Origin of the sequence: Salinivibrio proteolyticus (assembly GCF_001996165.1) — a bacterium.
Lineage (GTDB): Bacteria > Pseudomonadota > Gammaproteobacteria > Enterobacterales > Vibrionaceae > Salinivibrio > Salinivibrio proteolyticus.
Genome location: NZ_MUFP01000004.1, coordinates 92,848 through 107,684, shown reverse-complemented (window position 1 = coordinate 107,684; position 14,837 = coordinate 92,848). Strand labels below are relative to the sequence as shown.

Genomic DNA, 14,837 nt, shown 5'->3' with positions numbered 1-14,837 from the left:
ATGAGTTGGCAAGAAACCACGGTACTCACCTTGCTGGTGGCAATTGTCGCCGGCTTGGTGCTCACCCGCATAAAGCCTGTACTCTTGTTTGCGGGGGCCGCGTTTGTGGCCTTCCAAACTGGGCTCACCTCGGTTGAAGCGCTGACGGCGAACTTTACCGCGCCATCACTGCTGACCTTGGTATTGCTGATTTTGGTTTCTTGTGCGTTAGAGAAAACCCATTTAACCAGTTGGGTTGCGCAGCAGGCGTCGCACGGCACACTCCCCACCGTGATTGCCAAATTAGGTATATCGAGCGCGCTGCTATCGGCGCTGGTCAATAACACCGCCGTGGTGGTGTCGATGATTGGCGCGATCAAGCGCAACCGACGTCACTCACCCTCGCAGCTTTTGATCCCATTGTCATATAGCGCCATTCTCGGCGGCACCCTAACGCTGATTGGCACGTCCACCAATCTTATTGTGAACAGCTTTGTTGAGCGGGCGGGTTTACCCAGTTTGGGCTTTTTCACCCCAACGGTCATTGGTGCTGCTGCATTGGTGGCAGGGCTATTGGTATTAATTCCGTTTAGCTATCGGTTGCCACGCCATGATGGTGAACAAGAAGAGAGCTTGCCGTATGTGCTTGAAGCACGGTTGGCTGCTGACTCACCCTTATGCGGTCGCAGTGTGGCAGACAATGGCTTGCGGGCACTACGCCGTTTGTACTTGGCCGAAATTCATCGTCAAGACGGCGTCATTGCGCCTGTGTGTCCGGATACGCCGTTATTGGCAGGTGACAAGTTGCAGTTTGCTGGCGATGTGGAAAGTGTCGCGACGTTACAAGAGATCCCGGGCCTGACCTTGTTCGGCCAGCATCACATTGATGGGCAAAATTTGATTGAGGTGGTGGTGAGCCACAGCGCCAGTATTTGTGGCAAAACCCTCAAAGCCGCCCGTTTTCGCGAGACCTTTGATGCCGTGGTGGTCGCCATTCGCCGTGGCCATGAAAAACTCGACGGGGGACTGGGCAATATTCCTTTGCATGCCGGCGATACGTTGGTGTTGGTGCCGGGCAAAACCTTTCGCCAAGACAGCCAAGCGTTACGGCGCGAATTCGTGCTCTTTAATGGTTTGGAAGCCAGTACCCGTCTTTCCGAGCGGAAAAGCGCTGCGGTACTGGCGGGATTTGTCGCGGTGATTGGCGCGGCCTTGCTCACTCCAATGCCGCTGCTTAATGGCTTAGCCGCTTATTTGGTGGTGTTGCTGGTCAGCGGCATTATCTCCTTGCACGATTTGCAACGCCGCTTTCCGGTTGAAGTGGTGGTGATTGTCGGCGCGGCGCTGACATTGGCACAACTGATGTTGGCGTCAGGGCTTTCAGCACGCTTTAGTGATTGGTTTATGGCGACCTTTAGCGCAGGGGGCGCGATAGGCGCGCTGGTGGCCGTGTACTTGCTGACTTTGTTGCTAACCGAGCTTATCACCAACAATGCCGCAGCGGCGCTGGCTTTCCCGCTGGGCTATAGCTTGGCGCTAGGGTATGGAGTGGATCCTATGCCCTTTGTGATGGCGGTGCTGTTTGGCGCCAGTGCCAGTTTTATTTCCCCTTATGGGTATCAAACCAATTTATTGGTATACAGCGTGGGTAATTACCAGCTACGTGATTATTTGCGTCTGGGACTGCCATTATCTGTGGTGTATTCCGCAGTAGTGCTCACCCTGTTACCGATTATTTTTCCTTTAACGGCGGTCGCCCCTTGATTATGGCGTGGCCAACGAAATAGCGGAGACTTTCATGACTGACACTGTATCTGCGCCAACCGATCCCAATGTGGTTTGGCATCAGCATCATGTTGACCAAGCCCAGCGCAGTGAACAAAAACAGCAGCAACCCGTGGTGCTTTGGTTTACCGGCTTGTCTGGCTCGGGCAAATCGACCATCGCTGGCGCGCTAGAGGCGGCCTTGGTGGCCGAAGGGCACCATACCTATTTGCTGGATGGCGATAATATTCGTCATGGCTTATGTCGCGATCTGGGGTTTTCCGATCAAGACAGGCGCGAAAATATTCGCCGGATTGGTGAAGTGGCCAAGTTGATGACCGATGCTGGCCTGATTGTCTTGAGTGCCTTTATCTCACCGTTTCGCGCGGAGAGAGAGATGGTGCGCGAGCGTTTGCCAGAGGGGCAATTTATCGAAGTCTTTGTTGATACGCCGCTGGCAGTGTGTGAGCAGCGCGACCCCAAAGGGCTGTACAAAAAAGCGCGTGCCGGCGAGATCCCTGCTTTTACTGGCATATCGTCAGACTATGAGCCACCGCAAAAACCGGCGGTCCATTTGACCGGTGATCACAGCGTCGCCGAACATGTGGCGACCTGTCTTCGCGTACTGCGTGAGCGCGGAGTGTTGCGCTCGTCGGATTAAGCGTGGGTGTTGACTGTATCACCCACATCGCTGTGCATCTCAAAGCCTTCGGCGAGCAACTCACAAATGGCGTGGTGATAATCGGGATGCACGCGTTTACCGACCAGTTTTGCTAGCTCATGGCCGGTGGGGCTAAAGCGGTAGTAATAAAGACGCATCCCTTTGTGGAGCGGAGTAAGCATGTATTGGGTGTCTTGCAGTTTAAACGGCATGGCCGGTTGCATTTCAATCACGCCGGATTCGAGCTCAGTGCGCAGGATTAGCCCCAAGTCCATCAACAGCATTAAGTCGGTGTAAGACAGTTGATAGTGACCCAGCGAGAGCTTATGGGGCGGCTCTGGGCGCAGCAGTTGCACCAAGCCTTGGCGGCGGCGAAAACCGGTCACCAGCTTTTTGGTGCTGTCTTGCCCAAAGGTGCTGGACAATGCACAAGCGCGTTGCAGTGCTTGCGCTTCACGTTGCGTCATGGTTTCGAGAATGGTCAGGGCTTTAATCGAGGTGCTGCCGGGTCGTTGCATTTCTTGTTTGAGAATTTTCGCCCACAGCTGCTGCATCGCATGGCCGTGAATATTGCGGGCCAAATCGAAAAAGCGAACTAACCAGTCAGGATCGGGGGTATGGGCGGTTTCGCTGTGACACTGGTCGTAGGTCAGAGCAATGATGGCTTCGAGATTGGCCTGCTGCTTTTGCATCACATGACGTTGGCGATTGGCACTGCGATGGGCGAGATCTTCCTGCTCGACCTCTTGCAGACGCGCATCGACGTGATACTCACTGGCAATCGCTTTTAGCCGCCCTTTACTGCCACGTAGGTCAGCGTCTTCTTTATAACTATGTTCCTGATGCTGCCGTTTATCGGGATGGGCATCGATGACCACAGGTTTGTCTTGCTCTGCCATGCGCGTCTCACACTGATTGTCAGCAAAATTTAATGCTGGCAAATATGTTAATTAAAGATTAAATTTGTTAACATTATGAGCGTTAACAATCAAGTGTAGGGATGCGTGTGCGTAAGCAAAAACTCAACCCCATCAATCTGCTGTTGATTGCCGTGTACATAGGCGCACTGGCGATCTTGTCTCATTATATTGCCTGACAATATCGTGTGCGCCGATCGGGCTCACTGATTGATAGGGATTTATCCGTCGTCGTAGTCAGTTAATTGTGTACCTTGTAGCACATAACCCACTTCTGCTAAGTCATGGCTGACATGTTCGGTTTTCAGCGTGCCTTCGACATAAACCACATCCCATAACTGTTGAATCGGCGCACCGCCAGCAAACTTTACATAAATTATCTGATTGGGGGGCGGGGGTGGAACATGAATACAGGCGCCAAGAAAGGGCACCAGTAGGAATTCCGTTACCACTTTGTCGTCGCCTTCTAGAGGGATCACAAAGCCGGGAATTTTGACTTGGCTGTTGTTGAGCTCAGGGCGAACTGAGCCAACCAAGCTTTGTGGGTTTTCACCATCGTGAGTAATTTCTGGCATGCCCCGACTATCGAATTGAGCACGTTCGTGCTCAGGCACCAAATCAATCCAATCCAGCGTGAGTGGCTCATTGCTCGCCCACGTAGGCGAGCTCAAAACACCGCTCAGTAAGGCAATAAGCCCGAGCATTATTCGTTTTTTCATCTGTTATACCTTAATTGTCATTCCATCGGCGAGCGCCTGTCGGTAGGCGCGCCAAGCCGGAATTAATCCCACGATAAAGCCAGCGACTAACACTCCGGCCATCAATGAAAGCTCATAAGAGGACGGCCAGTCGAGCGGTAAGAATAAGCCAAATTCACTGAGAATATAGGGCTGTGCTAGAGCGAATCCACCATAAAGCAGGAACACGCCAGAGACGATCCCTGCAAGAGTGATCGCGACCGCCTCACTGACCAATAGCAAAATAATATGCAAAGGACGCGCGCCCATCGCACGTAAGATTGCCATTTCGCGTCGACGCTCGTTCAAGCTAGTGAGCAGGCTTGAGAGCATACCCAACAGCCCGGCGACGGCCACAAAGCCTGAGATCACCAACAGGGCTTGTTCGCCAACTCGCATCATGCCCCACAGCTCGTGCAAGGCAATACCGGGCATAATGGCGGTTAATGGTTCGCGTGGATAAGTATTAACCCAGCGCTGGACGGCAAAGGTTTTGATTTTGCTGTTTAGTCCCACCATCACCGCGGTCAGTTGTTCTGGTTGTAGCTCGCGTTGTTGCGCTTGCGCTTGGGTGAGGCCTTGGCCGAGTCGTGCGCCACTTTCCCAGCCGACATGAATCGCTTCGATGGCTTCGAGCGACACATGTACGCTACGGTCGACGGGGGTGCCAGTGGGCGCCAAGATCCCAGTGACCGTAAAGGGCAAGTTGTCATGCTGATTAAAGCCTTTGTCGGCCAGCCCATGGGCAATGACCAGACTATCGCCCATCTTGTATCCCAGCTCTCTTGCCACTTGGGCGCCAATCACGGTATCAAATAAGCCGGAAAATGGGCCGCCTTGGCGAAAGGCCAGTGGTTGTTTTTGACCATATTGATAATGGTCGAAGTAATCATTGGTGGTGCCGACCACGCGAAAGCCGCGGTGAGAGTCCCCCAGTGAAATGGGGATGGTCCAACTCACATCCGGATGCTCACGAAGGCGCTGGTAACTGTCCCAGCCGATATTGTTGGTGGCGTTACCAATACGAAACACGGAATAGAGCAGTAAATTAATGGGACCGGAGCGGGCACCGACAATTAAATCGGTGTTGGAGATGGTGTTGGCAAAGCTGGCTTTAGCTTGAGTGCGCACCTTCTCCACCCCGAGCAAGAGCACTACGGCGATGGTGACAGTCAGCAAAGAAAGCAGGGCGGTGGCGCGGCGATTCTTGAGGCTTTGTCCTGCCAATCCTAATAGTGAAATCATTGGTTGGCCTCCTCGCGATGTATGGCGCGATTAAGCGCGAGAAGCGAGACATCGCGGTCAAACAAGGGCGCTAATTGGCTGTCATGGCTGACAAACAATAAGCTGCTATTGGCCTCTCGGCATCGGTCTTGAAGCAATTGAATAAAGGTATTGCGGGTGTCCGCATCAAGCGCAGAAGTGGGCTCGTCAGCGATAATTAATGCTGGCGCACCAATTAATGCCCGTGCCGCTGCGACCCGCTGTTGCTGGCCGATACTTAGCGCAGTCACTGGCTGATGGTAACAGTGCACGGGAAGACCAAGCTTATCGAGTAAATTGGCCGCCTCTTGGTGTGCTGGTTGGCTGAGAGCCTGACGCCGCGTGTGAGAAAAGCGCAGCGGGACGGTGACATTATCAATCACCGATAAATAGGGCAGCAGATTAAATTGCTGAAAAATATAACCAATATGGTTAGCACGGAACTGATCCCGTTGGCGATCATTCAGTGCGGTTAGCGCTTGATGATTGACCGTCAGTGTTCCCGATTGTGGGGTATGAATGCCTGCAATCAGGCTCAGCAGGGTGGATTTCCCGCTGCCACTGGGGCCTTTTAAAAATACATGCTCGCCCTCACCGACCGCAAAGCTATCGATATCTAAGATCGGTTGCGGCTGAGCTGGCCAAGTAAAACGTAGTTGTTCGATGGTTATCATGCCTGACAGGGGCGCTAGATGCGCCCCGCCTCCTTGTTCACTACCACTGGATGTGCGACTTGGCACGATTCAAGGTTTCAACCCAGACCTTGTCATCAGTAAAGGCCTGAATTTTCATGGTTTCTGTGTTGGGGAATAGGCTAAACCAATCAGTTTGCAATTCGGTGAAGGCTTGCGGGTTTTGGCAAACGAATTGGTAGTTCGCTGATAAGGTGTTGTGGTTACCGTGATCATGCCCATGATGATCGTCATGGTGATCACCATGCTTGTCGTGATCATGATGGCCCTCATGCGCATGGTGGCTGTGATCATGATGAGCATCTTTGCCGTCTCGGCCATCGCGACCGTCACGGCCTGCGTGACCATCTTCGCCATCTTCACCGTGAATGCTATTGTGCTCATGCTTGTCGTGATCATGATGGTCACCATGATCCTCATGATGAGCATCTTTGCCGTCTCGGCCATCGCGACCGTCACGGCCTGCGTGGCCATCCTCGCCATCTTCACCGTGAATGCTATTGTGCTCATGCTCATGCTCATGCTCATGCTCATGCTTGTGGTCATGGTCATGGTCTTCAAAGCTGCTCGTTACCTTGACGTCGACCAGCTGGCAATTCGCCGCTTCAGCAAGCTGGAAGCGTTTCCCGCCATCGCGCAGCAGTGTATAAGCATCTTCGAGCGTTTGCTGATCCTTGGCGTTTTTAGGGTGGTGCTCAAAACCAACCACATCATGGCCGGGGGCGGTCAGTTCAATCAGCACACGCTCACCGTCTTGGGCAAGGCTTGCGGTGACTTCACCGTGCACATGGGCATCGAACGACTGATAGTTGGCTTCGTCAGCAAGTGTGGCTGTGGACGCGGTTGCGATGGCCATGGCGATAACATTGGGTAAAAAACGCGTTTTCATTGGGTTCTCCTAGTGAATAAATGGGTTAAATCATTGCGGTATTTATCCGACTAGGTGGGTCGCGTGCCGAAAAGGCAATGGCGATGTGGTAAGCCTGAGCTGGCTTTGAGAGCGCAACAATCTCGTTGACCACATAAGTGGGGGCCGGTGGTGAGGCCGCATACGCGATAAGTGCGGGAGGCGTCAAATGACAGAGGCTGCAATGTTCGCTGTGATGTGTGGGCGTGAAGGTATCGAGGTGATGATGCGCCCACAGCCCAGATTGGCTGAGTACGACGATCAACAGCAGATGGACGATCAATGGCCGAGTCATGCAGGCATCCACACCTCTAAGAGTAATGTAATAACATAACAATTATCACCATCGACGCCAAGTGTTGAAAAAACGCGGGCCTTGCCCGCGCATGGCACTATTGGTTGACCAGTTGAGTCACTAAGCTAATCACTTGGTTCACCTCGTCGGGACTTAATTTGCCTTCTTTGACAAAACGCACCGTGCCTTGGTCGTCTAGTACCGCGATCAGTGAGCTTTCTTCTTTTAGGCGCCACGCTTCGGCAACACTGCCGTTTTCGTCGAGCACAATTGAGGACCAACTAAAATCCCGCTTACTGTCTTCTGCCGACGATTTAACAAAACCGCCGGTGCCCCAAATCGCATCATCTTGATTAATGATGGTGGTGGTTTGGTAACGAGAGTCGTCAAAGTCTGCGGCTGTGATGGCTTCCATCAAGGGGGCATTCATTTCTTTGGCGCTGCTGCGTCCGGCGATGGCTTGGATCACGCGTACTTTGCCCGGCAGTTGTTCGGTTTGCCAAGCTTGATAAACAATATCGTCGCCATTCAAGGTCAGCTCGCCGTGCTCGGCGACTTTGGCTGAAGGTAAAGGTGCACCATTTTGGATCGTATGCGCCCAACTGGTGCCTGTGAATAGCGCAAAGGTGAGAGCAAGTAGGGTGGTCTTTTTCATTCTTTATCATCCATGTCTGTGGTCATTATTTGGCATCAGGTGCCAAGTTATCTATGGTTACGCCAGACGGTGAGTTGTGCCAAGTGGCAAAGGTTAATCCGTGCGCAAGATCGGACTTTTTTGCGTCGATCGAACGTGTGCTGCAAAACGTATTTATCTAAAGCGGGAACTTCTGTGCACAAGTAGGCTCTAATTCTGTGATTGCCATCTTATTGAGGTGGCACTTTGCTTGCTTAGCTTTATACGCGGAGATTGCCAGATAATATTCGGCGCTCCAAGGTGGCAATATCATACGGTCATCGTGACTGTGAAAGAAATGAATTGCCGTTTCGGTCTGCTTAGACAGACTTTGAGAACAAGAAAGGGATCCTTATGCTTAGAATCTTTCGTCAATATCGGCCAACCCAGATTGCGCGGTATGTGAAACGATTTTTTAAGGGCCGACTCTATATTGAAGGTGTAGGCGCGTTTGAGTTTGATGGTGGACGTTTACTGCCGCCCGGGCATAGTGATAGACGTGCACTGTCGGTGATGACTGAGGTGAATAAAGAAATTAAAGCCATGGCCATTACCGCATAAACATCGCCACACTGAAAAACACGTCCAAACGGACGTGTTTTTTTATGCCTAGCCATTTAGCAATGGTTAATTGCCAAAGGCTTATTGTGGTGGGAAACACACACCTGTGCCACCTAAGCCGCAGTAGCCTTGCGGGTTTTTGTGTAGGTACTGCTGGTGGTCAGTTTCTGCGAAGTAGTAAGCGCCAGCCGGTGCGATCTCAGTGGTGACAGCATCTGGCTTGCCGGCCTCTCTCAATGCCGCTTGATAGGTTGCCAGACTTGCCTCGACGCTGGCTTGGTCCGCCGGATCACAATAGTAAATCGCGGAACGATATTGCGGGCCAATGTCATTGCCTTGACGCATACCTTGGGTCGGATCGTGGTTTTCCCAGAATACCGCCAGTAGGGTGTCTAAACTCACCACGGACGGGTCGAAAATCACATTGACCACTTCGGCATGACCGGTTTGTCCCGTGCACACGTCTTGATAACGCGGATGTTGAGTGACGCCGCCACTGTATCCGACCGAGGTCATCACGACACCCTGCTGTTGCCACCATTTGCGTTCGGCACCCCAAAAACAGCCCATGCCAAAAATAACCTGTTTTTGACCTGCCGCGGGGGTGGCCGTGATAGGCTGATTAAATACCGCGTGCGGTTCGGCTGGAACAATCGGGTCGGTGCGATCGGCTATCGCATTCTCGGGTTGGGTAAAGGAAGATTGCATCGACATAGGCATCCTTTGACTGCTGTGGTGTAAAAGCGCAAAGCGGACTGCTGTGCGCGTCAGTGGGTTGGCATACAGGCATGGATTCCGCACCTTGTCATCAACATGATGCTGGCATCCTGCCCCGCTCAACACGTAATATGGCAAGATATCATCAATTTAGCCGGGCGACACCCGAGTATTGGATCTCACTGCATGAATATACGGCTATTCCCCCTATTCGCGATCGCTATCAGCGTGATGTCTAGCATCGCCCATGCGGAAGTCGACATTGATATTGAAGGACTCGATGGTATTGCACAAGACAACGTTGAGACCTATTTAGCCGCGATTGCTCCAGAAGAGCGGGACGGTTCCTACCGGTTTATTGCCCGTGTTGAGCAGGATGTGCGTAAAGCACTGCAAGCGGTGGGGTTTTATCAGCCTAAGATCACTATGCGAATGGACGGAGACGCTACGCTGGAGGTCAAGGTTGATCCGGGCAAACCCGTTCGTTTGGCACAAGTGGATGTGGTGTTTAGCGGTGAAGCGGGCATGGATGACGATTTTCATGCTCTCAAGGCTGACGGGCCGCAGCCGGGCGCGATTCTTAACCACGGAGACTATGAGTCCCTGAAAAGCCAAATCCAAAGCTTGGCGGTGAAAAAGGGATACTTTGACGGTCGTTTTACGCAAACACGTCTCGAAGTCTCTCCCACCCGCCAACAAGCGTTTATTCGTTTGCACTTTGCCAGTGGCAAGCGTTACCACTTTGGCGCGATTCGTTACCAAGGCTCACAAATTCAGTTGCAGCGTCTTGATACCTTACGTGGCTTTTCACCGGGCGATCCGTATCAGGTCTCGGCATTGGGTGAGTTTAACCAAGCGCTTGCCAACACCGGGTGGTTTTCCAGTGCGTTAGTCCAAGCAGACATGGAAGAAGCCGAAGACACGGAAGTGCCGATCAAGGTGACACTGACCCCCGAAGCACGCAACAAGTTTGAAACTGGGGTCGGGTATTCCACCGACATTGGCCCGCGGCTCAAGTTTAATTGGCGCAAACCTTGGTATAACTCACGCGGTCACAGTATCACCACATCATTGGCGATTTCTGAGCCCGAGCAGACGTTGACCTCTACCTACAAGGTCCCCTTGGAGGATGTTTCCCGCGAGTATTATCAAGTGCAGTTAGGGTTACAAAATACCGAACAACGCGATACCTCCAGCCTCGAGGTATCGACCTCGATTTCCAGACATTGGCTCTATGATACCGGCTGGCAACGCAGTGTCTCGTTACGCTGGCTTTATGAGGACTACACCCAAGGGCAAGATGAAGATAGCGTCAGCGTGGTGTTGCCTGGGATCAATTTTACCCGCACCCGCGCTCGCGGTGGATTAATGCCGCATTGGGGAGACAAACAATCCATTACATTGGAAGCGGCCGATCCGGTTTGGCTGTCCGATATTAGTTTGGTGCGCTTACAAGGGCGGAGTGCGTGGATTCGTAGCCTCAATAAAAACCATCGCGGCTTATTACGTGTTGATGGTGGTGCCCTGATTTCTGAAGAGTTCAGTGAAGCGCCGCCATCGTTACGCTTTTTCGCCGGGGGTGATAACAGTATTCGCGGTTATGGCTACGAGACCGTTTCGCCTGTCGATGATAGCGGTCAGCTCAGTGGCGCCCGCTACATGTTAACCGGTACGTTGGAGTACCAGTATCGTCTAGGTGGCAACTGGTGGTGGGCGCTATTTGCTGATGGTGGTGACGCGTGGACGCACAACCTATCGTGGAAGCGTGCGGCTGGTACCGGTATTCGCTGGTCATCGCCGGTAGGCCCGATTCGTCTTGATGTCGCGCGTGGTTTTGATAATGACGATGATGATTTTCGTATACACCTTACGCTAGGGCCTGAGTTATGAGTCGTTGGTTAGTCAGGCTAACGTTTATTGCGTTAATCAGTATTTTTTCTTTGGTGGGGCTGGTAGCGGCCGCACTTTTTACACCTGTGGGCTTACAGGTCGGGATTTGGGGTGCGCAGAAAGCGCTACCTGCGTTATCAGTCGATGAGGCCGACGGCAGTCTACTCACCGGCTTTGTGCTGCAAGGGGTGCGCTATGATGATGAGCAGCTGCGACTGAATGCCGAACAGCTAAGGCTTGTCATCCAAGGTAAGTGCTTACTGACGCCTGCGCTTTGTATTGATCAATTGGCCGTCGAGGGGGTGACGCTCGATATTGATTTGCCCGCGAGTGAGGAGGATACATCCTCGCAAGACGTATCCACGTCGGCTATCCAAGCGCTGCTGCCTATTTACATCAATGCCTTTGCCTTTGAGGATGTGGCGATTCAGGTCGCTGGACAGTCGGTGAGTTGGCATCAATTGCAAGGTGGCGTGCATTTTGTTGGCGGCACCTTAACTTTATCGCCGACCGATTGGCAGCAGCTAGTGGTGAGTCTGCCGAGTGAGCCCCAAGAAAATACCGACCAAGCGGTCGGTAAACCGGATAGCACGGTGGCAAGCCTGCCATGGCATTATCCGGGACTGGAATTACCCACGGTGGCGCTGCCGCTGGCTATCGAGGTGGAGCAGCTTCGCCTGCAAGATACGCGGATTGAAGCGGGCACAGTACAAACCCTCTCAGCGTTATCTTTGGCGGGTAGCGTTCGAGGCAGTGCGGTAACCATTGATAGCTTCTCAGTGACCGTCCCCCAAGGCACGGCGAGCCTTGCAGGTGATATTACACTTGAAGGTGAGTACCCACTGACTTTACAAACCCAGTTGACCAGTAATCTTTCCCCTCTTCAAGGCCAAGCTTTATCACTGTCGGCCTCTGGAAGCCTGGCCGCGCTTGAGCTAAACGCGACCGCGCGCGGACCGGTGACGGCGACGCTGGAAGGAGAGGCAAACCTGCTGGCGGCAAACTTACCTTTTGCGGTGCAGTTGGAGAGCAAAGCCTTGGCGTGGCCGCTGACGGGGGAAGCGATCGCGGTATTACGCGAGCTACAATTTCACGCCGATGGGGATTTGTCTGACTATCAGCTCGGTTTACAAACCGGCGTTGAGGGCCCTGAGGTTCCGACCACCCAGCTTAATTTAACCGGCCAAGGCAGTCTAACGGCGCTGACTCTCTCGCAGCTGGAGGCCAATACACTGGGTGGAAAGGTGGCTGGTCGTGCCAGCGTGGATTGGTCCAGCGAGCCTTTTTGGCAAGCTGAGTTAGGGTTTGCCAACATCCAACCTCAGCAGCAATGGCCAGAGGTCACGGGAGATTTAACCGGTGCAATCAGCCATCGTGGCCGCTTAACCGCCCAAGGCGGGTGGGATGTGTCGGTGCCTACGTTGGTGGTGCATGGGGAGTTACAAAAACTGCCGCTAGCGGTCGCGGGCGCGCTTAACGCGCACGATCGTGATGGCTATGGCCAGCCGAGCGTGTCGACGCCGGGACTGACGCTGTCGCATGGTCCCAATCACGTCACGGCACAAGGGCAAGTGCGTGATGAGTGGCAAATGGGACTGTCGGTCGATATTGCTGACTTATCGCAATCCTTGCCGATGTTCACTGGTGTGATCCGCGGCGATGCAAAACTGAGCGGGCCGTTTGCACAGCCAACCGCAAAGTTGTCGCTTCATGCTAAGCAATTGCGTTGGCAGGATGTGCGCATTAATCAGCTAACGGTAGACGGAGATCTGGCCGTAAAAGACCGCTTAGGCGGCGATCTGACGGTGTCGATATTGGGCGGGCGCTATCAAACAGTGCGCTTAGATAACCTTGATTTAACCGTGCGCGGTGATGAAGCGGCACATCAGCTGGATTTGCGCTGGCAAGGGGCGCCGGCGTCTGGCGCGTTACGTGTTGAAGGTGCATTGGCGCGAGACACTGGCTGGAAAGGTAAACTGCTTGATACATCAGTGAACGTGGAAGAACTTGGCGACATTGTGCAGCAAAGTGCGGCACCAATTGCGTTTAGTTTCACTGATATGCAAACCGAGGTTGGTGAACATTGTTGGCAGTGGCAAGCAACGTCTTTGTGCTTATCGCAACCGGCGACAATCGGCGAGCAAGGGGAGGTGGTTGCCAAGATTGAAGGCTTTGAAGCCGCGCAAATCGCTGCCTTCTTACCGCAGGAATGGCAGCTTGATATGCGTGCTAATGCCGCGGTTCATGCACGCTGGCAGCCTGATGCCTCGCCCGATGTGCAAGCCTCGATTGATATCGCGGATGGCAATCTGCGCCAGCAGGCCGACACGCCACTGGTGATTGGCTGGCAGCATGCCAACTTCAATGCGCGTTGGCATCAAGATGCACTGCAAGGTGCGCTGGCACTAACCTTATCTGAGGGCGGCACACTGGCCTCAGCCTTTACCTTGAATGATCTGTTAGCGTCGACACGTACGATTGATGGGAATGTGCACATGAATGCGGTGCAACTTGCCAAACTGGAGCCGTTACTCGGCGGTGACAAACAGGCCGATGTTAATGGCGAAGTGAATGCTAACTTACGCGTTCAAGGCCCGATTACATTGCCGAAAGTCTTTGGCGAGCTGGATATCAGCGCATTACGTGTGAAAGGGTTATCATCGCCGGTTGATGTTAATGACGGGCAGGTGACGGTCAACCTTGATGGTCAGCAGGGACAGTTAACCGGCCAGCTGATTACTCCCGATGGCATCTTACGCCTCAAAGGTGAGGGTCGGTGGCCGACCGTGAGAGATTGGTTGTTTAATCTGAATGTCGCGGGCGATGCGTTGCGAGTGAATGTGCCGCCGATGGTCCGTCTTGATGTTGCGCCTGACTTAACGGTTTCAGCAACCCCAGAACAAGTGGCGATTCGGGGGAATATTGAGGTGCCATGGGGACGGATTGAGGTGGAGCACTTGCCGGAGTCGGCCGTCACTGTGTCGGATGATACGGTGATCCTCAATCAAAACTATGAGCCTGAAGACGCGGAACAAAAAGATGCGGTTCCTTTTAATTTGGTCACGGATGTACGCTTAGTGCTTGGTGATGAAGTTCGGCTGGCGGCGTTTGGTTTGAAGTCGCGCTTGGCAGGAGAGCTTAACATTAAGAACAACCGTAAAGGCGCCTTGATTGTCGGTAACGTGAGCTTGTTGGAAGGAACCTATCGATCATTTGGACAAGATTTGATTATCCGTAAAGGGGAAATCTTATTTAATGGCCCTGCTGATCAGCCGTATTTGCAAGTCGAAGCGATTCGCAATCCCGAGCGCACTGAGGGCGATGTCATCGCAGGGATCCGACTTACAGGACCTGCCGATGAGCCAGTCGCAACTGTGTTTATGGACCCGGCCGGTTCGCAGGCCAATGCCTTGTCATACTTATTACGCGGCCGCGCGCTTGATGCTGGCGCCGGTGATGCCAATATGACCTCTATGCTGATTGGTTTGGGCTTGGCGCAAAGTGGCAAACTGGTGGGCGAAATTGGTCAGGCGTTTGGGGTCGAGGATCTTACTCTCGATACCTCTGGCGCCGGCGATGAGCAAAAAGTCGAAGTCTCGGGATATATTCTGCCTGACTTGGAAGTGAAGTATGGGGTGGGGATCTTTGATGCGATAGGGGTGTTCACGGTGCGCTATCGATTGATGAAAGATCTATATCTTGAAGCGGTGTCCGGTGTCGATCAGGCGGTGGATCTACTCTATCAGTTTGAGATTAAATAGAAAAAAGCCCGCGTATTAAC

Annotated in this window: 13 protein-coding genes; 6 read left to right on the top strand and 7 right to left on the bottom strand. The window is 53.1% G+C overall.

Annotation, left to right across the window (positions count from 1 at the left end):
• Both BZJ19_RS03910 and cysC read left to right on the top strand, forming a co-directional pair.
• Positions 1-1,743, top strand: coding sequence for an SLC13 family permease (locus BZJ19_RS03910; protein ID WP_077674660.1), 1,743 nt, complete (start codon positions 1-3; stop codon positions 1,741-1,743).
• A gap of 34 nt (positions 1,744-1,777) precedes the next feature.
• On the top strand, positions 1,778-2,404 hold the full coding sequence (gene cysC, locus BZJ19_RS03905; RefSeq protein WP_077674659.1) for an adenylyl-sulfate kinase: 627 nt from the start codon (positions 1,778-1,780) through the stop codon (positions 2,402-2,404).
• On the opposite strand, the gene BZJ19_RS03900 is transcribed toward cysC, so the two are convergent.
• The 5 genes from BZJ19_RS03900 to zrgA all read right to left on the bottom strand — a co-directional run bounded on the left by BZJ19_RS03900 (position 2,401) and on the right by zrgA (position 6,902).
• Positions 2,401-3,303, bottom strand: a complete 903-nt coding sequence (locus tag BZJ19_RS03900; RefSeq protein WP_077662809.1) for a TIGR03899 family protein — start codon at positions 3,301-3,303, stop codon at positions 2,401-2,403. The genes cysC and BZJ19_RS03900 overlap by 4 nt on opposite strands.
• Positions 3,304-3,542: 239 nt before the next feature.
• Complete coding sequence (locus tag BZJ19_RS03895) at positions 3,543-4,040, bottom strand: DUF3299 domain-containing protein (RefSeq protein WP_077480313.1); 498 nt, start codon at positions 4,038-4,040, stop codon at positions 3,543-3,545.
• Positions 4,041-4,043: 3 nt separating this feature from the next.
• Positions 4,044-5,303 (bottom strand): ABC transporter permease, encoded by a 1,260-nt coding sequence (locus tag BZJ19_RS03890; RefSeq protein WP_077674658.1) that lies wholly within the window; start codon positions 5,301-5,303, stop codon positions 4,044-4,046.
• Entirely contained in the window at positions 5,300-5,995 is a 696-nt protein-coding gene (locus BZJ19_RS03885) for an ABC transporter ATP-binding protein (RefSeq protein ID WP_077674657.1), read from the bottom strand. The genes BZJ19_RS03890 and BZJ19_RS03885 overlap by 4 nt, the downstream gene beginning before the upstream one ends.
• 40 nt (positions 5,996-6,035) lie before the next feature.
• Entirely contained in the window at positions 6,036-6,902 is an 867-nt protein-coding gene (gene zrgA / locus BZJ19_RS03880; RefSeq protein ID WP_077674656.1) for a zinc uptake protein ZrgA, read from the bottom strand.
• A gap of 187 nt (positions 6,903-7,089) precedes the next feature.
• Here zrgA and BZJ19_RS17240 point away from each other — a divergent pair, with 187 nt between their 5' ends.
• Positions 7,090-7,254, top strand: a complete 165-nt coding sequence (locus BZJ19_RS17240) for a hypothetical protein (protein WP_235608136.1) — start codon at positions 7,090-7,092, stop codon at positions 7,252-7,254.
• A gap of 58 nt (positions 7,255-7,312) precedes the next feature.
• On the opposite strand, the gene BZJ19_RS03875 is transcribed toward BZJ19_RS17240, so the two are convergent.
• Positions 7,313-7,870, bottom strand: a complete 558-nt coding sequence (locus BZJ19_RS03875) for a YtfJ family protein (RefSeq protein ID WP_077674655.1) — start codon at positions 7,868-7,870, stop codon at positions 7,313-7,315.
• A 372-nt stretch (positions 7,871-8,242) separates the two neighbouring features.
• Between BZJ19_RS03875 and BZJ19_RS03870 the strand changes: the two genes are divergently transcribed.
• The gene (locus BZJ19_RS03870) at positions 8,243-8,449 is read left to right on the top strand and encodes a DUF1107 domain-containing protein (protein WP_069589637.1); all 207 of its coding nucleotides are present in this window, start codon (positions 8,243-8,245) and stop codon (positions 8,447-8,449) included.
• A gap of 81 nt (positions 8,450-8,530) precedes the next feature.
• Here BZJ19_RS03870 and msrA read toward each other — a convergent pair whose 3' ends face one another.
• Entirely contained in the window at positions 8,531-9,169 is a 639-nt protein-coding gene (gene msrA, locus BZJ19_RS03865) for a peptide-methionine (S)-S-oxide reductase MsrA (RefSeq protein WP_077674654.1), read from the bottom strand.
• A 183-nt stretch (positions 9,170-9,352) separates the two neighbouring features.
• Between msrA and tamA the strand changes: the two genes are divergently transcribed.
• Positions 9,353-11,056, top strand: a complete 1,704-nt coding sequence (gene tamA / locus BZJ19_RS03860; RefSeq protein ID WP_102136097.1) for an autotransporter assembly complex protein TamA — start codon at positions 9,353-9,355, stop codon at positions 11,054-11,056.
• Positions 11,053-14,817, top strand: a complete 3,765-nt coding sequence (gene tamB / locus BZJ19_RS03855) for an autotransporter assembly complex protein TamB (RefSeq protein WP_077674653.1) — start codon at positions 11,053-11,055, stop codon at positions 14,815-14,817. Before tamA ends, tamB begins: the two co-directional genes overlap by 4 nt.
• Positions 14,818-14,837 lie beyond the last annotated feature (20 nt).

What these genes read in the sequence shown, in the direction of transcription:
- zrgA (WP_077674656.1), bottom strand. Translation starts at nt 6,902, where the DNA reads ATGAAAACGCGTTTTTTACCCAATGTTATCGCCATGGCCATCGCAACC.
- msrA (WP_077674654.1), bottom strand. Translation starts at nt 9,169, where the DNA reads ATGCCTATGTCGATGCAATCTTCCTTTACCCAACCCGAGAATGCGATA.
- BZJ19_RS03875 (WP_077674655.1), bottom strand. Translation starts at nt 7,870, where the DNA reads ATGAAAAAGACCACCCTACTTGCTCTCACCTTTGCGCTATTCACAGGC.
- BZJ19_RS03890 (WP_077674658.1), bottom strand. Translation starts at nt 5,303, where the DNA reads ATGATTTCACTATTAGGATTGGCAGGACAAAGCCTCAAGAATCGCCGC.
- BZJ19_RS03895 (WP_077480313.1), bottom strand. Translation starts at nt 4,040, where the DNA reads ATGAAAAAACGAATAATGCTCGGGCTTATTGCCTTACTGAGCGGTGTT.
- tamB (WP_077674653.1), top strand. Translation starts at nt 11,053, where the DNA reads ATGAGTCGTTGGTTAGTCAGGCTAACGTTTATTGCGTTAATCAGTATT.
- cysC (WP_077674659.1), top strand. Translation starts at nt 1,778, where the DNA reads ATGACTGACACTGTATCTGCGCCAACCGATCCCAATGTGGTTTGGCAT.
- BZJ19_RS03900 (WP_077662809.1), bottom strand. Translation starts at nt 3,303, where the DNA reads ATGGCAGAGCAAGACAAACCTGTGGTCATCGATGCCCATCCCGATAAA.
- BZJ19_RS17240 (WP_235608136.1), top strand. Translation starts at nt 7,090, where the DNA reads ATGACAGAGGCTGCAATGTTCGCTGTGATGTGTGGGCGTGAAGGTATC.
- tamA (WP_102136097.1), top strand. Translation starts at nt 9,353, where the DNA reads ATGAATATACGGCTATTCCCCCTATTCGCGATCGCTATCAGCGTGATG.
- BZJ19_RS03910 (WP_077674660.1), top strand. Translation starts at nt 1, where the DNA reads ATGAGTTGGCAAGAAACCACGGTACTCACCTTGCTGGTGGCAATTGTC.
- BZJ19_RS03870 (WP_069589637.1), top strand. Translation starts at nt 8,243, where the DNA reads ATGCTTAGAATCTTTCGTCAATATCGGCCAACCCAGATTGCGCGGTAT.
- BZJ19_RS03885 (WP_077674657.1), bottom strand. Translation starts at nt 5,995, where the DNA reads ATGATAACCATCGAACAACTACGTTTTACTTGGCCAGCTCAGCCGCAA.